This window comes from Streptomyces ficellus, assembly GCF_009739905.1.
Taxonomy (GTDB): domain Bacteria; phylum Actinomycetota; class Actinomycetes; order Streptomycetales; family Streptomycetaceae; genus Streptomyces; species Streptomyces ficellus_A.
Map to the genome: position 1 here is coordinate 52495 of NZ_CP034279.1, position 16738 is coordinate 69232.

Genomic DNA, 16738 nt, shown 5'->3' on the forward strand with positions numbered 1-16738 from the left:
CTCAAGATCCATTTTCGATACACGCCCTAGTGGGGCTGACGGGTCTGTGTGGCCCGGTAGCGGGACGGTGAGATCCCGTACCGGGCGGTGAACGCCTGGCGCAGCGACTCGGTCGTACCGAATCCGCAGCGGGCGGCCACGCTCGCCATCGGCAGCGTCGTCGACGCGAGGAGGTGGGCGGCCGCTTCGGTACGGGCCTGGCGGACGAACCGGCCGGGTGCCTGGCCGAGGTGTTCCGTGAACAGACGCGTGAGGTGACGGACAGTCACCCCGGCACGGGCGGCCAGTGCCGGGGCGCCGAGGTCGTGGTCGGGGTGGGCGGCGATGTGCGCGACGAGTTCGCGGACCAGTTCGTTGCGGGGTGCCGGGGCGGCGGTGTGCAGGCTCATCTGCGCCTGACCGCCAGGTCGTTGCAGGTAGACGACGAGGGCCCGGGCCACCTCGCGGGCCAGCTCGGGGCCGTGGTCCTCCTCGATGAACGCGAGGGTGAGGTCCAGCGCGCTGGTGATCCCGGCCGCCGTGTACACGTTCCCGTCCTGGATGTAGATGGGCGCGGCGTCCACGGTCACCTCCGGGTGCCGGGCCGCGAGTTGCGGGGCGAAGCGCCAGTGGGTGGTGGCGCGGCGCCCGTCCAGGAGGCCGGTGGCGGCGAGGACGCCCGCTCCGGTGCACACCGACGCCACACGTCGGCTCTCCTTCGCCAGTCGCCGAACGTGGCCCACGATGCCGGGGTGGGCGGCGGCCCGTTCGAAGCCCGGGCCTCCGGAGACGATGAGGGTGTCGAGCGGGCCGACGAGCTGTTCCAGGGACTGCTGGCTGTCCAGGACCAGTCCGGAGCCGCAGACGATGGGCCCGCCGCCCGGCCCGGCCAGACGTACCCGATACGGCACGGCCGGGGATCCGAGCTCGTTCGCCATGGCCAGGGTCGTCGTCACGCACGCGATGTCCAGCAACTCGGCCGCCTGGTAGCCGACCACGACCATGAGCCGCTCCGTCACGCGCCGCCCGCCCGGCCCGCCCCCGCGCTGTTCCGCCATGCGGCGACCCTATGCCGGAAGGACCGCCACCCCAAGGTTGCGGACATCGGCCGGGCCACCGCGTGCGTACCGGCGGCGCCACCCGGACAGTGGAGCGGGCACCCCCGGCACCCGCCCCTTTCCTTTCCGGACTTCTGCAGCACCAGGGAGAGACCATGACGATCGAGTCCCCCCGCGACGAACGTGACAGCGGCACCAGCGGAGCGCGGGATGTCGTGCGCGCCCTCGGGCACAGGTGGCCGACTCTGCTCGCCGTGGCCCTGGCGGTCGCCACCTTCGCCGACGGTCTGCCACCGCGGGGCTTCCTGGCCGCGCTCCTCGTCGTCATGCCGGTGTGCTACCTGCTCTTCGGCGCGGTACGGGGCGAACTGCGCCGGCCCGGTGCCCTGCTCGTACAGCTCCTGGGCCTCGCCGGGTTCACCGCCGTCGCGCTGGCCGCCCTGGCCGTCGACGACACCCTCGGCTGGTACGTCCTCGCCGCGGGGTGGCTGGGGCACGCCGTCTGGGACTTCGTCCACCACCGGTCCGGCCGGGTCGTCCCGCGGGCGTGGTCGGAGTGGTGCTGCGTCGTCGACGCCTGTGGCGCGCTGGCGCTGGTCGCCCTCGCGGTCCAGTGATCGCCGCCAGGTGGGGCTGTCCGCTGGGTCGGCACGGCCCGTAGGACGTGCTAGGCCCGCGTCGCCCGTAGCAGGAGCAGGGCGATGTCGTCCGTGCCGGGTGTGGTGCGTTCGGAATACCGCAACAGGCTGTCGGCGGTGTCGTCGAGGCTCTGCGCCCCGGGGTGGTCGAGGTGGTGGCGGGCGAGGTGGCGGGCGAGGTTCAGGGTGGCGGAGTCGATGTCGGTGCCGGGCGTCTCGACCAGGCCGTCGGTGTGGAGGAGCAGGAGCGCGCCCGGTGGGAACGGGATCTCCAGGGTCGGGTACGCGGCGGTCGGCTCGATCCCGAGGAGGAGTCCGGGCGGCACGGGGAGTACGTCCGTCCCGCCGTCGGGCTGTCGCAGCAGGGGTGGCGGGTGGCCGGCGCTGGCGAGGCGGGCGCGCCGGTGTTCGAGGTCGACCTGGACGATCAGGCAGCTGGTGAACAGTCCGGGGTCGAGGTCGGCCAGGAGGCGGTTGGTCCGGGCGAGGAGCTGCGAGGGCGGTGTGCCGGCGGTGGCGTGGGCGTGGACGGCGGTGCGGACCTGTCCCATCAGTGCGGCGGCGTTCACGTTGTGTCCCTGGACGTCGCCGATGGCGGCCACAACCGTCGTCGGGGTGGGGTGGATCAGGTCGTAGAAGTCGCCTCCGATCTCCATGCCGTGCCCGGCCGGCCGGTAGCGGGCGGTGACGTCGAGGCCCGGGACGGGTGGCAGGGTCTGGGGCAGCAGGCCGGTCTGCAGGGTGTGGGCCAGGGCGTGCTTGGCGTCGTAGAGGCGGGCGCGGTCGAGCGCCTGGGCGATCAGGCCGGCCAGCGAGGTCAGCAGGGCCCGTTCGGCCGGGGGGAACGGGCGCGGGCGGTCGTACGAGAGGATCAGTGAGCCCACCGACCGGCCGGACGCGGTGAGCGGCAGGAACGCCCAGGCGCTGCGGCCCTCGTGGCGGGGTGCGTCGGGGTGGGCGCGGCGGAACTCCTCGTAGCTCGCGAAGAAGACGGGGGTGCCGGTGGTGAGCACCTGCGCGTTGGCGACGGCCGCGGTCAGCGGCGTGCCGTCGAACCGGGCGACGAATTCGGGCCGGTAGCCGCGGTGGCCGATGATCCGCAGCCGTCCCTCCTCCACCGTCATGAGGACCAGGCCCTGGGGGCCGAGCGCCGGCACGATCTGGTCGGCCAGCAGCTCCATCACGTCCCGGACACCGGCCGCCTCGGCGAGGGCGGCGGCCAGGTGCGTCAGGTGGTACAGCCCCATGGCCCCCATCGGCTCCTGTCCGGTCTCCCCTTCAGTGGCTGGGGCGGGGGCGTCCGGGGCGAGGGCTGCCGGGGGCGTCGTACCGGAGGAGACCGTCGCGGCGGGAGAGATGTGCAGGCTGATGCCGCGCTCGTCCGGGTAGAGCTGGAAGAGCAGACGTGCGTCGGGCGGCCGGACCGCGGTGAAGGCCGTCGGCCGCCGGGCCACCACCGCAGCCCGGTACCGGTCCTCCACGAGAGGGTCGCGCAGCCATGGCAGCACCTCCCACGGGCGCCTGCCCAGGAGCTTCGGCGCGTCGACGCCCACCAGTGCGGCGCCGGCCGTGTTGATGAAGGTGATCTGACCGTCGAGGTCCAGTGCGCAGCAGCCCAGGGGCATGCGGTCGGTGAAGTCGAGGGCTGCGGCGGCCCGTGCCGGGTCCAGGTGCCGCCGCCGTGGCGCGGCGACGAAACGCGGCTCGCCCTGGGGCGGCCGGACGTCACCGTCCCGCGCCGGCGCCCCTCGCAGGCACTGCTCGGCGCGCCGGGCGAAGGTGCGTATGCCCTCCTCCTCCCGCTCGCTGAGCCGCGGGGGGTGCCACCCCGGCCACAGGAGGACGAGGCCGCCCAGCGCGTCGTCACCGCCGCCCGCGATCGGGGCCGCGGCGAGGAGGAAGTCGTACGGGAGCACCAGCCCCAGCCTCGGGTAGCGGCGGGCCACCTCCTCCTGGCCGCCGCCCAGCCAGACGAGCCGTCGCTCGCGGACTGCGTCGGCCACGGGGACGGCTTCGTCCAGGGAGATCCGTGCCCAGGGAGCGGTGATCGGAGGAGGCGCCCCCGCCACGAGCCCCAGCCTCAGGACGCGCTCCTCCGCCTCCAGCAGGTACACGAGCCCCACGGAGGCCCCGGTCTCCTCCATGACGGCGGCCAGGGGCCCGTCCAGCCGGTCCGGTGCCTGCTGGGCCGCCGTCTCCGCCGCCCCGGTCGCCCCGTCCGTGTGGTGCATGGAACTCACCTGCCCGCCGGGTGCGTATCGCCCTTATCAGGACGATAGACCCGGTAGATCCGCCGAGGCATCCCCGGCCGGCCCTGCGGCCCGCGACCCCGCATCCCAGCCCCGGCGGTGGGCCCAGGTGCGGAGCGGTCTACGCGTGCCCCGCCCGGTCCTGGTCCGTGACGGCCTCGGGCGGCCGGGAGGAGGCGGACGGGGCGGTCGGGGTGGACGGAACCGGCTCGTCCGGGCGGCGGCGCCTGCTGATCCAGAGAGCCACGGGTTCGGTGTAGCGGGCGGTCAGCGGCCCGATCACGACCAGGAGGAGGACGTACGCCGTGGCCAGCGGCCCCAGCGCCGGTTCGATGCCCGCGGTGACCGCGAGACCGGCGATCACGATGGAGAACTCGCCACGGGCCACCAGGGTGCCGCCGGCGCGCCAGCGGCCCTTGACCCCGACGCCCGCCCGCCTCGCGGCCCAGTAACCGGTGGCGATCTTGGTGAGGGCGGTGACGACGGCGAGCGCGAGTGCGGGCAGCAGGACGGGCGGGATGCTGGCCGGGTCGGTGTGCAGGCCGAAGAAGACGAAGAACACCGCGGCGAACAGGTCCCGCAACGGGCTGAGCAGCGTGTGGGTGCCCTCGGCGACCTCACCGGACAGGGCGATGCCGACCAGGAAGGCACCGACCGCGGCGGAGACCTGGAGCTGCTGCGCGATGCCGGCCACCAGCAGGGTCAGCCCCAGGACGACGAGCAGGAGCTTCTCGGGGTCGTCGCTGGAGACGAAGCGGGAGATCAGCCTGCCGTAGCGGAGGGCGACGAACAGCACCGCGCCGGCGACACCGAGCGCGATGGCGAGGGTGGCGCTGCCCGCGGCCAGTCCCACGCCGGCGAGCAGGGCGGTGACGATGGGCAGGTACACGGCCATGGCGAGGTCTTCCAGCACCAGCACGCTGAGGATGACCGGTGTCTCGCGGTTGCCCAGGCGTCCCAGGTCGCCCATCACCTTGGCGATGACACCGGAGGACGAGATCCAGGTGACCCCGGCGAGCACGACCGCGGCGACCGGGCCCCAGCCCATGAGCAGCGCGGCGAGTGCGCCGGGCAGGGCGTTGAGGGTGAAGTCGACCAGGCCGGCGGGGTACTGGGTCTTGAGGTTGGAGACGAGGTCGCTGGCGGTGTACTCCAGGCCGAGCATCAGCAGCAGGAGGATGACGCCGATCTCGGCGCCGATCGCGACGAACTCCTCGCTGGCGGGCAGGGGCAGCAGCCCGCCCTCGCCGAACGCGAGACCCGCCAGCAGGTAGAGCGGTATGGGCGAGAACTTGAGCCTGCCCGCGACCCGGCCCAGCAGGCCGAGGCCGAGGATGATCGCACCGAATTCGATGAGGAAGAGCGCGGAGTGCACGGGATTCACTCCCGTCCCAGTATCGCGGCGGCGGCGTCGACGCCCTCACGGGTGCCGATCACGATGAGGGTGTCGCCGCCGGCGAGACGGAAGTCCGGTGCGGGTGAGGGCCGTGCCTCCGCGCGGCGCAGGACCGCGACCACCGAGACCCCGGTCTCGGTGCGCATCCGGGTCTCGCCCAGGACGCGGCCGTTCCAGTGCGAGTGCGCCGACAGCTCGATGCGCTCGGCCACCAGGCCCAGGTCGGTGGTGTGGAGCAGGTTCGGGCTGTGGTGGGCCGGCATGAGCGCGTCGATCAGCGAGGCCGTCTCGGCGCCCGTCAGGTGCAGCGACTGGGCGCAGGCATCGGGGTCGTCGGCCCGGTAGACGTTCACCGTCCGGGTCCCGTCCCGGTGGGCGATCACCGACAGTTGGCGGTGTTCGCGGGTGCTGAGGTCGTACTGGACCCCGATGCCGGGCAGCGGTGTCGTGCGCATCCGTGGAGCAGGCACAGCCCGTCCCTCTCTGTTCGTTCTCGTTCGTTCTCCGTCCCGCCCACTGCGACGGCGGTACCGGGCAGCGGTACGGCGGTACGGCCGTACTGCGCGCGGCGGGTTCGGGCAGGCGATCCGGCGCGGCAGGGACTCATGGTGCCAGGTCGGTTCCGGACCGGAAGAAGGGTGTCGCCGGATGCGGTGCTGTCGGACGGGGCGCACCCTGGAGGTGACGACACGACCTGCTCCACCAGGGGGCGACGATGGGTGCGGGAACCGAGGCCACCGTCTGGGACACCGTCGAACGGTACTTCGACCTGCTCCAGGCGCATGCCGACGCGGAGGTCATGCTGAGGGAGATCCTCACGCCGGACTTCCGTACGGGCTTCTCGGACGGTTATGTATGGGAAGGCGCGGGAGGGCTGCGGGACTTCCTGGCGGCGCGTTCGGTGTTCTTCGACGAGCGCCACACCCTGCATCAGATGTCGGCGCCCGAGCGCGGCGGCGACGGCCGGTGGACGTGCCGGACCAGGTTGTCGTTCTTCCTCCGCCGTCTGGATCCCGGGGAGGCGGTGAGCCGGGAGTTCACCGGGCTGGCCTGGCACACCTGGGTACTCGACGAGGGGCCGCCCTGGCGTGTGGCGGCCCAACTCGTCGACGGTTTCGCCGGTATGAACGACAACGCGCGTGCGCTCTTCTCCCGCCCTGACGAGGGCCTCGAGACCTAGGGAGTGTCCGGAAAGTATCGGCGTCCGCCCGGAGGGCGGGGGCCGTGGCGTCCGGTGCATACTGTCGCGAGGCGGAGGAGGGAGACATGGCGGAGCCATGGCGACCGACGACAACGCGGCGACAGTGCGTGCAGGGCGTCCCGGGCCAGGCGAGACTTTACGGATACGACCTAGCGTCAAGGCTGTACGCAAAGGCCCCGTGGGCACGGTGTGTGGGTCGGGCGGCTCGGGCGGGTCAGCCCGCGTCGGCCAGTACCGCGCGCAGGGTCTGCGCGAACTCCTCCGGGGCGCCGTGCTGGCCGTACTCGCCACCGAGGAAGCCTCCGTGGTGGCTCGGGAAGAGGGTCAGGTCGGTGCCCAGCTCCCGGGCGAGCTCGGCCGCCGCGCGGGCCGGGAACTCCCCCTCCGACTCCTTGCCCGCCGCCACGACCACCCGCGTCGAGGTGGCCCGCAGCGCGACGATGTCGGGCCGGTAACCCGTGCAGCCGAGCATGTTCTGGCCCAGCAGGGGGTCGTCGCGCGAGCCGTCGTCCTCGGCCGGCAGTCCGAAGGCGGCCGGGTCCGGCGCCGGCTGGTCGTGCCAGTTCTCGGTGAAGAGGCCCTTGTGGCCGGCGGTGACGATGAACTTGGCCATCGCCGGACCCATCCCCTGCCGGAGGTAGGTGGTGTGGATGTCCTCGCAGACCGCGAACGCGGCCTCGCGGTCGGGAAGCACCTGCGTCGTCGGCGGCTCGTGCGCGACCAGCGTGGCCACCAGCTCGCCGTGCCGGGCCACCAGCGCGAGCGCGTTGACGGCGCCGCCGCTGCTCGCGAACAGGTCGACCGGTCCGGCGCCGACCGCCTCGATCACCCGCCGCACGTCGTCGGCGTGCTCCTCGGGCGCCGTTCGCGCGGCGCCGTCGGTGCGCGGACTGCGGGCGGTGCCCCGCGGGTCGTAGGTCACGACGGTCCGGTCGGCGAAGTGCCCGGCCAGCGTGGCGAACCCGGCCGCGTCCATCGGCGAGCCGATCAGCAGGAGCGGACGGTGCCGCCCCGCGGTGCCGTCGCCGTCCGGGCGCCGCACGTCGTAGGTGAGCGTGGCGCCCGGTGCGTCGAGGGTGCGGGTGTCGGTCGTCGTGCCGGTGGTCGCGTCCGTCGTCGTGCCGGTGGTCGCGTCCGTCGTCGTGCCGGTGGTCGCGTCCGTCGTCGTGCCGGTGGTCGCGTCCGTCGTCGGGCCGGTGGTCGTGTCCGTCTTCGGGCCGGTGGTCGTGTCCGTCGTCGGGCCGGTCTCGGTCATGGCGTTGCCTCACAGGGGTCGCTGTTCGGTTGACGGGGTCGCCGTCCCCCGGGATCGCCCGGGGTGGTCGTGCACAGGGTGGACCGGACTCGGAGCCACAACTCATCGGCCGACGGCGTGGTTTTTTTCTGTCGGCCGCGAGCAGGTCACCCGGACGGGGGCGAGGGGCTACGGCCCTGGCGCAGGGCGGCGGCGACCAGGCCTTCGACGGCTTCACGCGGCACGTCGCCCCCGCTCACGAGCCGGTCGAAGACGAGTCCGTCGATGCAGGTCAGCAGCGTGTGCGTGCGGTTGTCGACGTCCGGTACGGCGTGGGCTGCCAGGAACGAGCGTACGGCCCGGCGGCCCGCGTTCTCGTGGGGGACGAGGATCTTCCGCAGCTCCGGGTCGCGCACGCTCTCCACCGCGCAGGCGTAACGGGCGAGCGAGCGGCGGCGGCCCTCGCCGGTGAGCCGCTGCCGGGTGAGCTGGACGATGCCGTCCACCACGTCATCGACGGTGCGCAGCGGCGGCAGCCGTTCGGCCGTCGCCTGCAGTTCCGCCTGGTCGAGCTGGACCAGGCGGGTGACCAGCGCGGTGAGCAGCGCGGCCCGGGTGCGGAAGTAGGCCGACGTGGTGCCGGGCGGCAGGGCGGCTCGGCGATCGACCGCGCGGTGGGTCAGGCCGCGGATGCCCTCGTCGGTGAGCACGTCGAGGGCCGCGTCCGCGAGGAGGGTGCGCCGGTCCGGAGTCATACCCCTCTTTCTACACCTGTAGAGCGTCGGGTAGCGTCGTGTTTCTACAGGTGTAGAAGGAAGGCGGGGGATGTCATATGGGCGGGACGGGGACAGCAGTGGTTGTCGGAGGGGGCATCGGCGGGCTGGCCGCCGCGATCGGTCTGCGCCGAACGGGCTGGGAGGTGACGGTCGTCGAGCGCGCGTCCGTACTCGACGACATGGGAGCGGGCATCTCGCTGGCCGCCAACGGGCTGCGGGCGCTGGACGGGCTCGGCGTCGGCGAGGCGGTGCGGGAGGCGTCGCGGGGCCAGTACAGCGGCGGTACGCGGACGCCGCGCGGCGATTGGCTGACCCGGATGGACGGCACCGTGCTGGAGCGGGCGGTGGGCTCCCCCATCGTGGGCATCCCGCGCGCCACCCTGCACCGGCTGCTGCGCGACGCCCTGCCCGGCGGGGCCCTGCTGATCGGCTCGGAGGCGAGCGAGATCCGGCGGACCGGCTCGGGGACCGTACGCGTCGAGTGCGGCGACACGACCCTGGACGCGGATCTGGTCGTGGCGGCGGACGGCGTCCGCAGCACGGTACGAAGCCACCTCTTCCCGGACCACCCCGGCCCCGTCTACAGCGGCTCGACGGTGCTGCGCGCCATCACCGAGCGGCCGGTCGACCTGAGTACTGACTTCGAGCTGACCTGGGGACACGGGGCCGAGTTCGGGCACATCGCCTTCCCCGACGGGCGGGCCGAGTGGCACGCCGTGCTCGGGCTTCCGGCGGGGACGCGGTTCGCCGATCCGTCGGCCGAGCTGCGCCGGAGGTTCGGCCGGTGGCACGACCCCGTTCCCGCCCTGCTCGCCGCGACGGCGCCCGAGGCCGTGCTGCACCACGACGTGTACGAACTCCGCACGCCGCTGCCCTCGTACACGGCCGGCCGGATCGCCCTGCTGGGCGACGCGGCACACGCGATGACCCCCAATCTGGGGCAGGGTGCCTGTCAGGCGCTGGAGGACGCAGTCACCCTGGCCGCCGCGCTCGCCTCCGGCCCCACCGTCGAGGCCGCGCTCGCCCGGTACGACGCCGAACGCCGCCCGCGCAGCCAGGCGGTCGCCCGTGCCGCGAGGCAGGCCGGGCGGATGGGCCATCAACTCTCCCACCCCGTGGCGGTCGCCCTGCGCAACAGGGCGATGCGGCTCGCCCCCTCCGGTGCCGCGACCCGCGCGATCCTCCGGCACCACGCCTGGGAACCGCCCCGGCTGAACCCGTCGCCTGCGACCTGAGGACCACGGGCGGCCGGCGACCTGAGGACCCCGGGCGGCTGGCGACCTGAGGGCGCCCCGGGCAGGTGGCTGCCCGGCGAGTGGCTACGGGGCCGACGGCGTCCCGGTGAGCCGGGTGAGGACCAGCAGCGTGTCGACCAGGTCCTCGGCGGGGGCACCGGTGGCCAGGCGGCGCAGTTGCTGGCCGAAGACCAGGGCGACGGCCGCGCCGGCCAGCCGTTCGGGGTCCGGTACGCCGAGTTGGGTCAGGATCCGGGTGGCCAGCAGATCGTAGGCGGCGAAGCACTCGGCCGCGGCGGCGCGCAGCCGTTCGTCGCGGCCGGCCTGGACGTACAGCTCGAAGGGCGCGATGTGCCGGCTGTCGAAGGCGTTGCCGCCCGCCACCTGTGCCACCACCTCGGCGGCCTGCCCGATGTCGAAGGGCTCGTCCGGGCACTCGCCGGAGCACGCGTCGGCGAGGGCGGTGAAGTGCCTGGTCTCCTCGGCCACGAAGTGGAGCAGGCTCTCGCGCAGCAGTTGGTGCTGGGTGGCGAAGTGGTAGGTGACGGAACCGAGGGAGACGCCGGCCTCCTTGGCGATCCGCCGGTTGGTGACGGCGGCGATGCCGTCCTGCCCGATGATCCGCAGTACGGCGTCGATGATGCTCTGGCGGGTGTCGGAGGCGTGAGGCATGTCCGCATTCTGCCTCACCGGCCGGTGCGACCCTCCTGGCCGGTGCACCCCGCCCGGCTCGTGCGCCCCCCGCCGAGGCCGGTGCGAACAACCTTCGGTGGTCTGCGAGTTGGGAGCAGCATGGGTGTGGACAAGCGGTGGACCGGTCCTTACTGTTCGTTCGAACGAACAGCAGCATCGGGACGCCGTACGGGAGTGCTCGTGGACATATCCGGATCGAACGTTCTGCTCACCGGGGCCACCGGGGGCCTGGGCGCCGCCCTGGCCGCGCGCTTCGCGGCGCAGGGAGCCCGCCTCACGCTCACCGGGCGGCGGGAGGACGCGCTCAAGGCCGCCGCGGACGCCTGCGGTGACGCCCGCATCGAGCTCGCCGACCTGGCCGAGCGGTCCGACGTCGTCCGCCTCGCCGAGGCGTGCGCCGGGACGGACGTACTGGTCGCGAACGCGGCCCTGCCCGCCAGCGGCGACCTGCTGGACTACACCGAGGAGCAGCTCGACCGCGCCCTCGACGTGAACCTGCGCGCGCCCGTCCTGCTGTCCCGGCTGCTAGCGACGCACATGGTGGCCCGCGGGCGGGGCCACATCGTGCTGGTCGGTTCCATCTCCGGCAAGGCGGCGACCCGGTCCACCTCCCTGTACAACGCGACGAAGTTCGGGCTGCGCGGCTTCGCCCTCGCCCTGCGCCAGGAGTTCAGGGGCACCGGCGTCGGGGTGTCCCTCGTCCAGCCCGGTTTCGTGCGCGACGCCGGGATGTTCGCCGCGACCGGAGCCACCCCGCCGAACGGCATCCGGACCGTCACGCCCGGTCAGGTCGCCGACGCCACCGTACGAGCCGTTCGCCACGACCGGTGCGAGGTCAACGTTGCGCCCCTGGAGCTGCGGCTGCTGAGCGCGATCGCCGGGCAGTTCCCCGGCTTCGCCGAGCGGGTCCAGGCCCGGGCGGGCATCGACGGACCGGTGCGTCAGATGGTCGAGGCCCAGCGCTCACGACGCTAGGGAGTGTCCGGAAAGTATCGGCGTCCGCCCGGCGCCCGGACCGCCCCAGACGCTCGCTTCGCGAGCCGTCCCACTCGCATTCCGTTGCACTCGCGTTCCGTCCCACTCGCAAGCCATCCCACGTGAAGGAGAGCGGCCGTGCCGGGTGAACTGCCCACGAACCGAGCCACGGACGGGCCCGCGGACCAACCCGCGTCCGGCCCCACCGCCGGCGTCGAGGGCGTCGAGCGCAGGTCCCTGCTCCGGTTGGGCGCCCTGCTGGCGGCGGGCGGGGCCGCCGCGCTGGTTCCCGCGCCGGTCGCGCACGCCGCGACGAGGGGGCGGGGGACCGACACGGTGACCACCACCTACCGGGGCCGCGCCCCGCACGGCAACGACCAGTGGGTGTACGTCCCGTTCGGCGTCCCGGCCGGGGTGCGGCGGATCTCGGTCACCACCTCGCACGAGGCCGCCGCCGGGATCCTGGACCTCGGCGTCCTCGGCCCGTCCGGCTTCCGCGGCTGGTCGGAGGGCGCACGGTCCGGCTTCACCCTCTCCGGGGCCGATGCCACTCCCGGCTACGTGCCCGGGCCCGTCGAGCCGGGCGGGTGGTCGGTCATCCTGGGGCCGATGGTCAGCGCACCCGGCGGCATGGACTGGCGGGTGGACGTGACCCTGCACCACGGAGACCCGCTGCCCCAGGCCCCGTACGACATCCTGCCGTCCGCCGTGGTGGGGCGCGGGCCCGGCTGGTACCGGGGCGACCTGCACCTGCACAGCGTGCACTCCGACGGGCAGCGCACGGTGGACGAGATCGTCACGGATGCCCGACGGGAGGGGCTGCACTTCATCGCCACGTCCGACCACAACACCAGTTCCACGGGGGTGACGTGGCGGGGCAACGTGCCGACCGACCTGCTGGTCATCAACGCCGAGGAGGTCACCACCCGGCACGGTCATTGGCTCGCCGTCGGTCTGCCGCAGGGCGAATGGGTGGACTGGCGCTACGGGCCCGCGAACCAGGGGGCGTTCGAGGGCCACGCGCGGCGGGTGCACAGTCTGGGCGGCCTGACGATCGCCGCGCACCCCCTCACACCGGCACCGGGGTCCTTCTTCGAGTTCGGCCTCGACCGCGTGGACGCGCTGGAGGTGTGGAACGGGCCGTGGACGCTGGACGACGCCGCCAACATCGCCGCCTGGCACGTCATGCTCTGCCTCGGCAAGCGGGTCGCCGCGGTCGGCAACAGCGACGCCCACAGCCCGACGGACGCGGTCGGCCGGCCCCACAACGTGGTGCGCGCCACCAGCCTGTCGACGCCCGCCGTGCTGGACGCACTGCGCCTGGGACGGTCGTACGCCGTCGAATCGGCCGCCGTGACCCTGGACTTCACCGCCCGCGCGGGCAACGCCGTCGCGGGGCCCGGCGAGGAGCTGCCCCTGGTGCTGTTCGACACCGTCGACGTGACGCTGGACGTGACGGGAGCCCTGGACAGCATCGCCACCCTCCACACCGAGTGGGGCATCATGGCCGCCACCGCCATCGACGGCAGTGGCACGGGCCGGCTGCGGTGGCGCGGCTGGGGCAAGGCCTCCCTGTTCGCCCGGGCCGAGGTGCGCCGGCCCAAGCCCGCGTCGACCACCCTGGACCAACTGGTGGCCATCACCAACCCGGTGTGGTTCCACTCCGCGCGACTTCCCCCGTACGACGTGGAGCGGCGTGCGCTGTTCCACACCGAGCGCCGCCCCGACGGCTCCTGGAGCAGCATGCGCCCCCTGCCGGGCGCGGCCGGCGAAACCGGCGCCTTCGCGGGCATACACAGCGCCGCTGCCGGGATGCCGGACGGCTCGGTCGTGATGCTCGGCATCGCGCCCGACAACGGTCTGTGGCTGGCCACAGCTCGTGGGGCGCGCGCGCTTCAGCCCTGGCGGCGCGTCCCAGGGCCGGACGGCTCGGCCGGGTTCACCGTCCGGGAGGCGGACGTCGCCGCTTTCGACGACGGCACCTGTCAGATCGTGGTGACGGCCATGGACGGCACGACCTACCACCAGCAGCGCGGCGCCGACGGCACGCTGCCGGGGTTCCGGCCCGTGCCGGGGCTCGCGGCGGGCAGCCGGTGGGGGGCGACGAAGGTGTCGGTCGCCGCGATGCCCGACGGCTCCGCCCAGCTGCTCAGCTACGGTACGAACGGTGCCATGTACCACTGCGTCCGCGAGCGGGACGGAGCGTGGACGGCTTGGGGGCGGCCGGCAGGTTACAACGGTTCCCCGGCGTTCTCCGGGCCCGCCCTGGCGATCACGGGCCTGCCCGACGGCTCTGCCCAGGTGCTCGCGATCGGGCTCGACGGGATCGTGTACCACCAGCAGCGGCGTGCGGACGGCTCCTGGACCGGCTTCCGGCCCCCGCGGGGCGTCACCACTCCCACCATGGGAGCGAGCGCGGTCGGCATCGCGGGCATGCCCGACGGCTCCGCCCAGGTCGTGACGGTCGGGCTCGACGGACGGGTCTGGCACAACGTCAGGAACCCGGACGGCTCCTGGACTCCGTTCGCCCCCGTACCCGGACCCAACAGCCGCGACCCCTTCCCCGCGGGCCAGGTCCACATCGCCGCCCTGCGCGACGGCTCGGCGCATGTGACGGCCATCAGCGCGGGCCGGCCGCGCTGATGGGCGATCACGTGGTCAGGCGTCCCCGAAGTCTCCGGCGAGCGCCGACGCGATGGTCAGGTGCGGCTTGGCCTCGTCGGTGCGCCCCTGGCGCTCCAGGGTGCGGCCCAGCAGGAGCCGGGCGTAGCGCTCGACGGGATCGCGCTCGACGATGAGAAGCAACTCCGCCTCAGCGCGGCGCAGTTGGGCCGAGTGGTAGTACGCTCGCGCCAGCAGCAGGCGTGGCCCCGTCTGCTCGGGCACCTCCTCGACCAGCTCGCTGAGCACCCGCGCGGCGACGGCGTACTCCTTGGCGTCGAAGAACAGCTGTGCCCGCTCCCAGCGCTCCGCCGGCGTCCCCCGGGAGTAGTAGGCGTCGCCGGGGGCGGTGTAGGTCATGTCCACTGATGGCCTCCTTCCGCGCCGTCAACCACCACAGGTCGTTGAAAATTCCACCATCCTTTTCGGGCGGGGAGGGCGGGGTGGAGGGCGCGCCCTCCGGCCGGTGGCCCGATCACATGGATCCTTGACCCTCCCGCCGCTTTCCGCGCCTGCCGCGCACACGAAGGATGAAGGGCACAGGCGATCGAGTCGCGGCGCCTGAACGGCAAGGAGAGACACCATGGCCCTGGACATGCGGGAGCGATGTGAGCGCTGTGAGTCGGCCGCTCTGCCGCACGACGCGGTGGCACGCATCTGTTCCCACGAGTGCACCTTCTGCCCGCCGTGCAGCGAGGCGATGCGGCACATCTGCCCCAACTGCGGCGGCGAGCTGGTGCCGAGACCCCGCCGGGCTGTGACCGGCCAGGAGGCGTGATCGATTACGGTCACCGGTCTCCGTCGGTACGCGCGGGGAGTTCCAGCCTGCGGCCGGTGAAGCGCTCCCGCAGGAGCCGGTCGTGCGTCACCACCACCAGCGTTCCGGTGAAGTGCGCCAGGGCCGCCTCGACCTCTTCCACCAGCGCGGGCGCCAGGTGATTCGTCGGCTCGTCGAGCAGGAGCAGATCGAGCGGGCCGGCCGTGACCAGCCGGGCCAGTTCGAGTTTGCGCCGCTGCCCCACGGAGAGGTCCCGCACCCGGACGGTGAGGTCGGCGGCACGGAAGAGGCCGAGGCCGAGCAGGCCGTCGGCGTACTGATCGACCGGCCCGGGCCGCCCGGCCGCGAACGCCGCGAGCAGCGTCCGGCCGTCCCGCGCCTCCCCCGGAGCGCCCTGCTGGCGCAGGAACCCGACCCGTTCCGGTCGGCTCACGGCGCCCTGGGTGGGGGTGACCTCCCCCGCGAGCACCTGGAGCAGGGTGCTCTTGCCCGCGCCGTTGGGGCCGGTGACGAGCAGCCGCCCGCCCGGTGGCAGCCGCAGGGACGGCACGTACAGCCGCCCTTCGACCAGGACGTCCTCCAGGTGCGTCGCCGTGCGGTCGTTTCCGGGGGCCGTCGTAGCGGGGCTCACGGTCGCCGTCGTGCCGTGTACGCGGCCGGTGAAACGGAGCGGCTGCGGAGGCGGCGGGACGGGGTGCTCGGTGAGCCGTTGCAGGCGTTCCCGTGCGTTACGGATGCGGCTCTGCGCGCCGTGCGCCCGCGAGCGCGCCCGGAAGGCGCCGGCGCCACTGAACGCCCACGGCGCCTTGCGCGGGATCTCGGCCAGCCGCCCGATGCCGGAGTCGGCGAGCCGCTCCTGCCGGGCGACCTCCTCGCGCCACTCCTCGTGCTCCCGCGCCCAGCGGGCCCGGTCCGCCGCCTTGGCGGTGAGGAAGCCCGCGTACCCGTTGCCGTAGCGGCGTACCGTACGCCGGTCGTGGTCGACCTCCAGGATGGTGGAGGTGACGCGTTCCAGGAACGCCCGGTCATGGGTGGCGACGATCACCGTGCCCCGGTGGCGGCGCAGGCGGTCTTCGAGCCAGGCCACAGCGGTGTCGTCCAGGTCGTTGGTCGGCTCGTCGAGCAGCAGCAGTTCGGGCGCGGAGGCGAGGGTCGCGGCGAGCGCGAGCCTGGAGCGCTGCCCTCCGGAGAGGGTGCCCAGCGCGCGGGTCCGGTCCAGCGGCGCGTGCTCGCCGAGCCGGCGCAGGCCCACTTCGACACGCCGGTCCGCCCCGTGCCCGCCCCGCGCCTCGAATTCGGCCACCAGCGAGGCGTAGTGCTCGAGGGCGGCCGGGCCGGCGGCGCCGAGGGCGTTCTCGGCTATCCGGATCCGGTGCTCCAGGTCGCGCAGGCCACGCAGCACGTGGTCCACGGCGTCACCGACGCTCGCCGTGGCCGGCAGGTCGAGGGTCTGGCGCAGGTGGCCGGTCCCGCCCGGGGCCGTGACAGTCAGGGTGCCGTTGTCGACGGGCTCCTCTCCGGCGAGCAGCCGCAGCAGCGTGGACTTTCCGGAGCCGTTGTCCCCGACGATCCCGGCCTTCTCGCCCGGGCGGACGGTGAAGGACACGCGGTCCAGGACGATGCGGTCGCCATAGCGCTTGGTCACCTCGTTCAGGGCGATCTGGGAGGCGGCGGGAGAAGCCGCAGCGGTGGTGGAGGCGGTGCGGGGGACTGTCGTACCGGCGGGAGCAGGGTGCAAGTGGAGTCCTTTTCCTGGGTGGCGTGGCCTCGTACGGGCGGGCGGACATGGAAATGAAGCCGTCTGCCGTACGATCACGAAACTAGACGAGACGGATCGTCTCGTCAATCCCTTTTACTGGTCGCAG

15 protein-coding genes are annotated in these 16738 nt (G+C 73.5%); 6 read left to right on the forward strand and 9 right to left on the reverse strand.

The genetic code is table 11. The features are described from left to right. Positions 1–26 precede the first annotated feature (26 nt). The gene (locus tag EIZ62_RS00250) at positions 27–998 is read right to left on the reverse strand and encodes a GlxA family transcriptional regulator (protein ID WP_208828122.1); all 972 of its coding nucleotides are present in this window, start codon (positions 996–998) and stop codon (positions 27–29) included. Positions 999–1192: 194 nt separating this feature from the next. On the opposite strand from EIZ62_RS00250, the gene EIZ62_RS00255 reads away from it, so the two are divergent. After that, entirely contained in the window at positions 1193–1654 is a 462-nt protein-coding gene (locus EIZ62_RS00255) for a hypothetical protein (RefSeq protein ID WP_156690695.1), read from the forward strand. A 50-nt stretch (positions 1655–1704) separates the two neighbouring features. Here the strand turns inward: EIZ62_RS00255 and EIZ62_RS00260 are convergent, their stop codons facing one another. The 3 genes from EIZ62_RS00260 to EIZ62_RS00270 all read right to left on the reverse strand — a co-directional run bounded on the left by EIZ62_RS00260 (position 1705) and on the right by EIZ62_RS00270 (position 5790). Beyond that, positions 1705–3906: a SpoIIE family protein phosphatase gene (locus tag EIZ62_RS00260; protein WP_156690696.1), complete on the reverse strand. Its 2202-nt coding sequence runs from the start codon at positions 3904–3906 to the stop codon at positions 1705–1707. A gap of 139 nt (positions 3907–4045) precedes the next feature. After that, on the reverse strand, positions 4046–5299 hold the full coding sequence (locus EIZ62_RS00265) for a cation:proton antiporter (RefSeq protein ID WP_156690697.1): 1254 nt from the start codon (positions 5297–5299) through the stop codon (positions 4046–4048). A gap of 5 nt (positions 5300–5304) precedes the next feature. After that, positions 5305–5790, reverse strand: coding sequence for a cation:proton antiporter regulatory subunit (locus tag EIZ62_RS00270; protein ID WP_156690698.1), 486 nt, complete (start codon positions 5788–5790; stop codon positions 5305–5307). Positions 5791–6035: 245 nt separating this feature from the next. Between EIZ62_RS00270 and EIZ62_RS00275 the strand changes: the two genes are divergently transcribed. Beyond that, entirely contained in the window at positions 6036–6500 is a 465-nt protein-coding gene (locus EIZ62_RS00275) for a hypothetical protein (RefSeq protein WP_156690699.1), read from the forward strand. Between the two features lie 235 nt (positions 6501–6735). On the opposite strand, the gene EIZ62_RS00280 is transcribed toward EIZ62_RS00275, so the two are convergent. After that, a complete protein-coding gene (locus tag EIZ62_RS00280) occupies positions 6736–7776 on the reverse strand; it encodes an alpha/beta fold hydrolase (RefSeq protein ID WP_156690700.1) in 1041 nt (346 codons plus the stop codon). A gap of 146 nt (positions 7777–7922) precedes the next feature. Further along, a complete protein-coding gene (locus EIZ62_RS00285) occupies positions 7923–8510 on the reverse strand; it encodes a TetR/AcrR family transcriptional regulator (protein ID WP_156690701.1) in 588 nt (195 codons plus the stop codon). Between the two features lie 77 nt (positions 8511–8587). Here EIZ62_RS00285 and EIZ62_RS00290 point away from each other — a divergent pair, with 77 nt between their 5' ends. Further along, positions 8588–9766, forward strand: a complete 1179-nt coding sequence (locus EIZ62_RS00290) for an FAD-dependent monooxygenase (RefSeq protein ID WP_156690702.1) — start codon at positions 8588–8590, stop codon at positions 9764–9766. Positions 9767–9850: 84 nt separating this feature from the next. Here the strand turns inward: EIZ62_RS00290 and EIZ62_RS00295 are convergent, their stop codons facing one another. After that, complete coding sequence (locus EIZ62_RS00295; RefSeq protein ID WP_156690703.1) at positions 9851–10438, reverse strand: TetR/AcrR family transcriptional regulator; 588 nt, start codon at positions 10436–10438, stop codon at positions 9851–9853. A 201-nt stretch (positions 10439–10639) separates the two neighbouring features. On the opposite strand from EIZ62_RS00295, the gene EIZ62_RS00300 reads away from it, so the two are divergent. Next, on the forward strand, positions 10640–11434 hold the full coding sequence (locus EIZ62_RS00300; protein ID WP_156690704.1) for an SDR family NAD(P)-dependent oxidoreductase: 795 nt from the start codon (positions 10640–10642) through the stop codon (positions 11432–11434). Between the two features lie 138 nt (positions 11435–11572). Continuing rightward, positions 11573–14077, forward strand: coding sequence for a CehA/McbA family metallohydrolase (locus EIZ62_RS00305; RefSeq protein WP_156690705.1), 2505 nt, complete (start codon positions 11573–11575; stop codon positions 14075–14077). 15 nt (positions 14078–14092) lie between these two features. Here the strand turns inward: EIZ62_RS00305 and EIZ62_RS00310 are convergent, their stop codons facing one another. Further along, the gene (locus tag EIZ62_RS00310) at positions 14093–14455 is read right to left on the reverse strand and encodes a tetratricopeptide repeat protein (RefSeq protein ID WP_156690706.1); all 363 of its coding nucleotides are present in this window, start codon (positions 14453–14455) and stop codon (positions 14093–14095) included. A gap of 223 nt (positions 14456–14678) precedes the next feature. Here EIZ62_RS00310 and EIZ62_RS00315 point away from each other — a divergent pair, with 223 nt between their 5' ends. Further along, complete coding sequence (locus EIZ62_RS00315) at positions 14679–14873, forward strand: DUF1272 domain-containing protein (protein ID WP_156690707.1); 195 nt, start codon at positions 14679–14681, stop codon at positions 14871–14873. Positions 14874–14883: 10 nt separating this feature from the next. On the opposite strand, the gene EIZ62_RS00320 is transcribed toward EIZ62_RS00315, so the two are convergent. Then, a complete protein-coding gene (locus EIZ62_RS00320; protein WP_244376076.1) occupies positions 14884–16533 on the reverse strand; it encodes an ABC-F family ATP-binding cassette domain-containing protein in 1650 nt (549 codons plus the stop codon). Between the last annotated feature and the right edge of the window lie 205 nt (positions 16534–16738).

What these genes read in the sequence shown, in the direction of transcription:
- EIZ62_RS00255 (WP_156690695.1), top strand. Translation starts at nt 1,193, where the DNA reads ATGACGATCGAGTCCCCCCGCGACGAACGTGACAGCGGCACCAGCGGA.
- EIZ62_RS00260 (WP_156690696.1), bottom strand. Translation starts at nt 3,906, where the DNA reads ATGCACCACACGGACGGGGCGACCGGGGCGGCGGAGACGGCGGCCCAG.
- EIZ62_RS00275 (WP_156690699.1), top strand. Translation starts at nt 6,036, where the DNA reads ATGGGTGCGGGAACCGAGGCCACCGTCTGGGACACCGTCGAACGGTAC.
- EIZ62_RS00280 (WP_156690700.1), bottom strand. Translation starts at nt 7,776, where the DNA reads ATGACCGAGACCGGCCCGACGACGGACACGACCACCGGCCCGAAGACG.
- EIZ62_RS00285 (WP_156690701.1), bottom strand. Translation starts at nt 8,510, where the DNA reads ATGACTCCGGACCGGCGCACCCTCCTCGCGGACGCGGCCCTCGACGTG.
- EIZ62_RS00290 (WP_156690702.1), top strand. Translation starts at nt 8,588, where the DNA reads ATGGGCGGGACGGGGACAGCAGTGGTTGTCGGAGGGGGCATCGGCGGG.
- EIZ62_RS00295 (WP_156690703.1), bottom strand. Translation starts at nt 10,438, where the DNA reads ATGCCTCACGCCTCCGACACCCGCCAGAGCATCATCGACGCCGTACTG.
- EIZ62_RS00310 (WP_156690706.1), bottom strand. Translation starts at nt 14,455, where the DNA reads ATGACCTACACCGCCCCCGGCGACGCCTACTACTCCCGGGGGACGCCG.
- EIZ62_RS00315 (WP_156690707.1), top strand. Translation starts at nt 14,679, where the DNA reads ATGGCCCTGGACATGCGGGAGCGATGTGAGCGCTGTGAGTCGGCCGCT.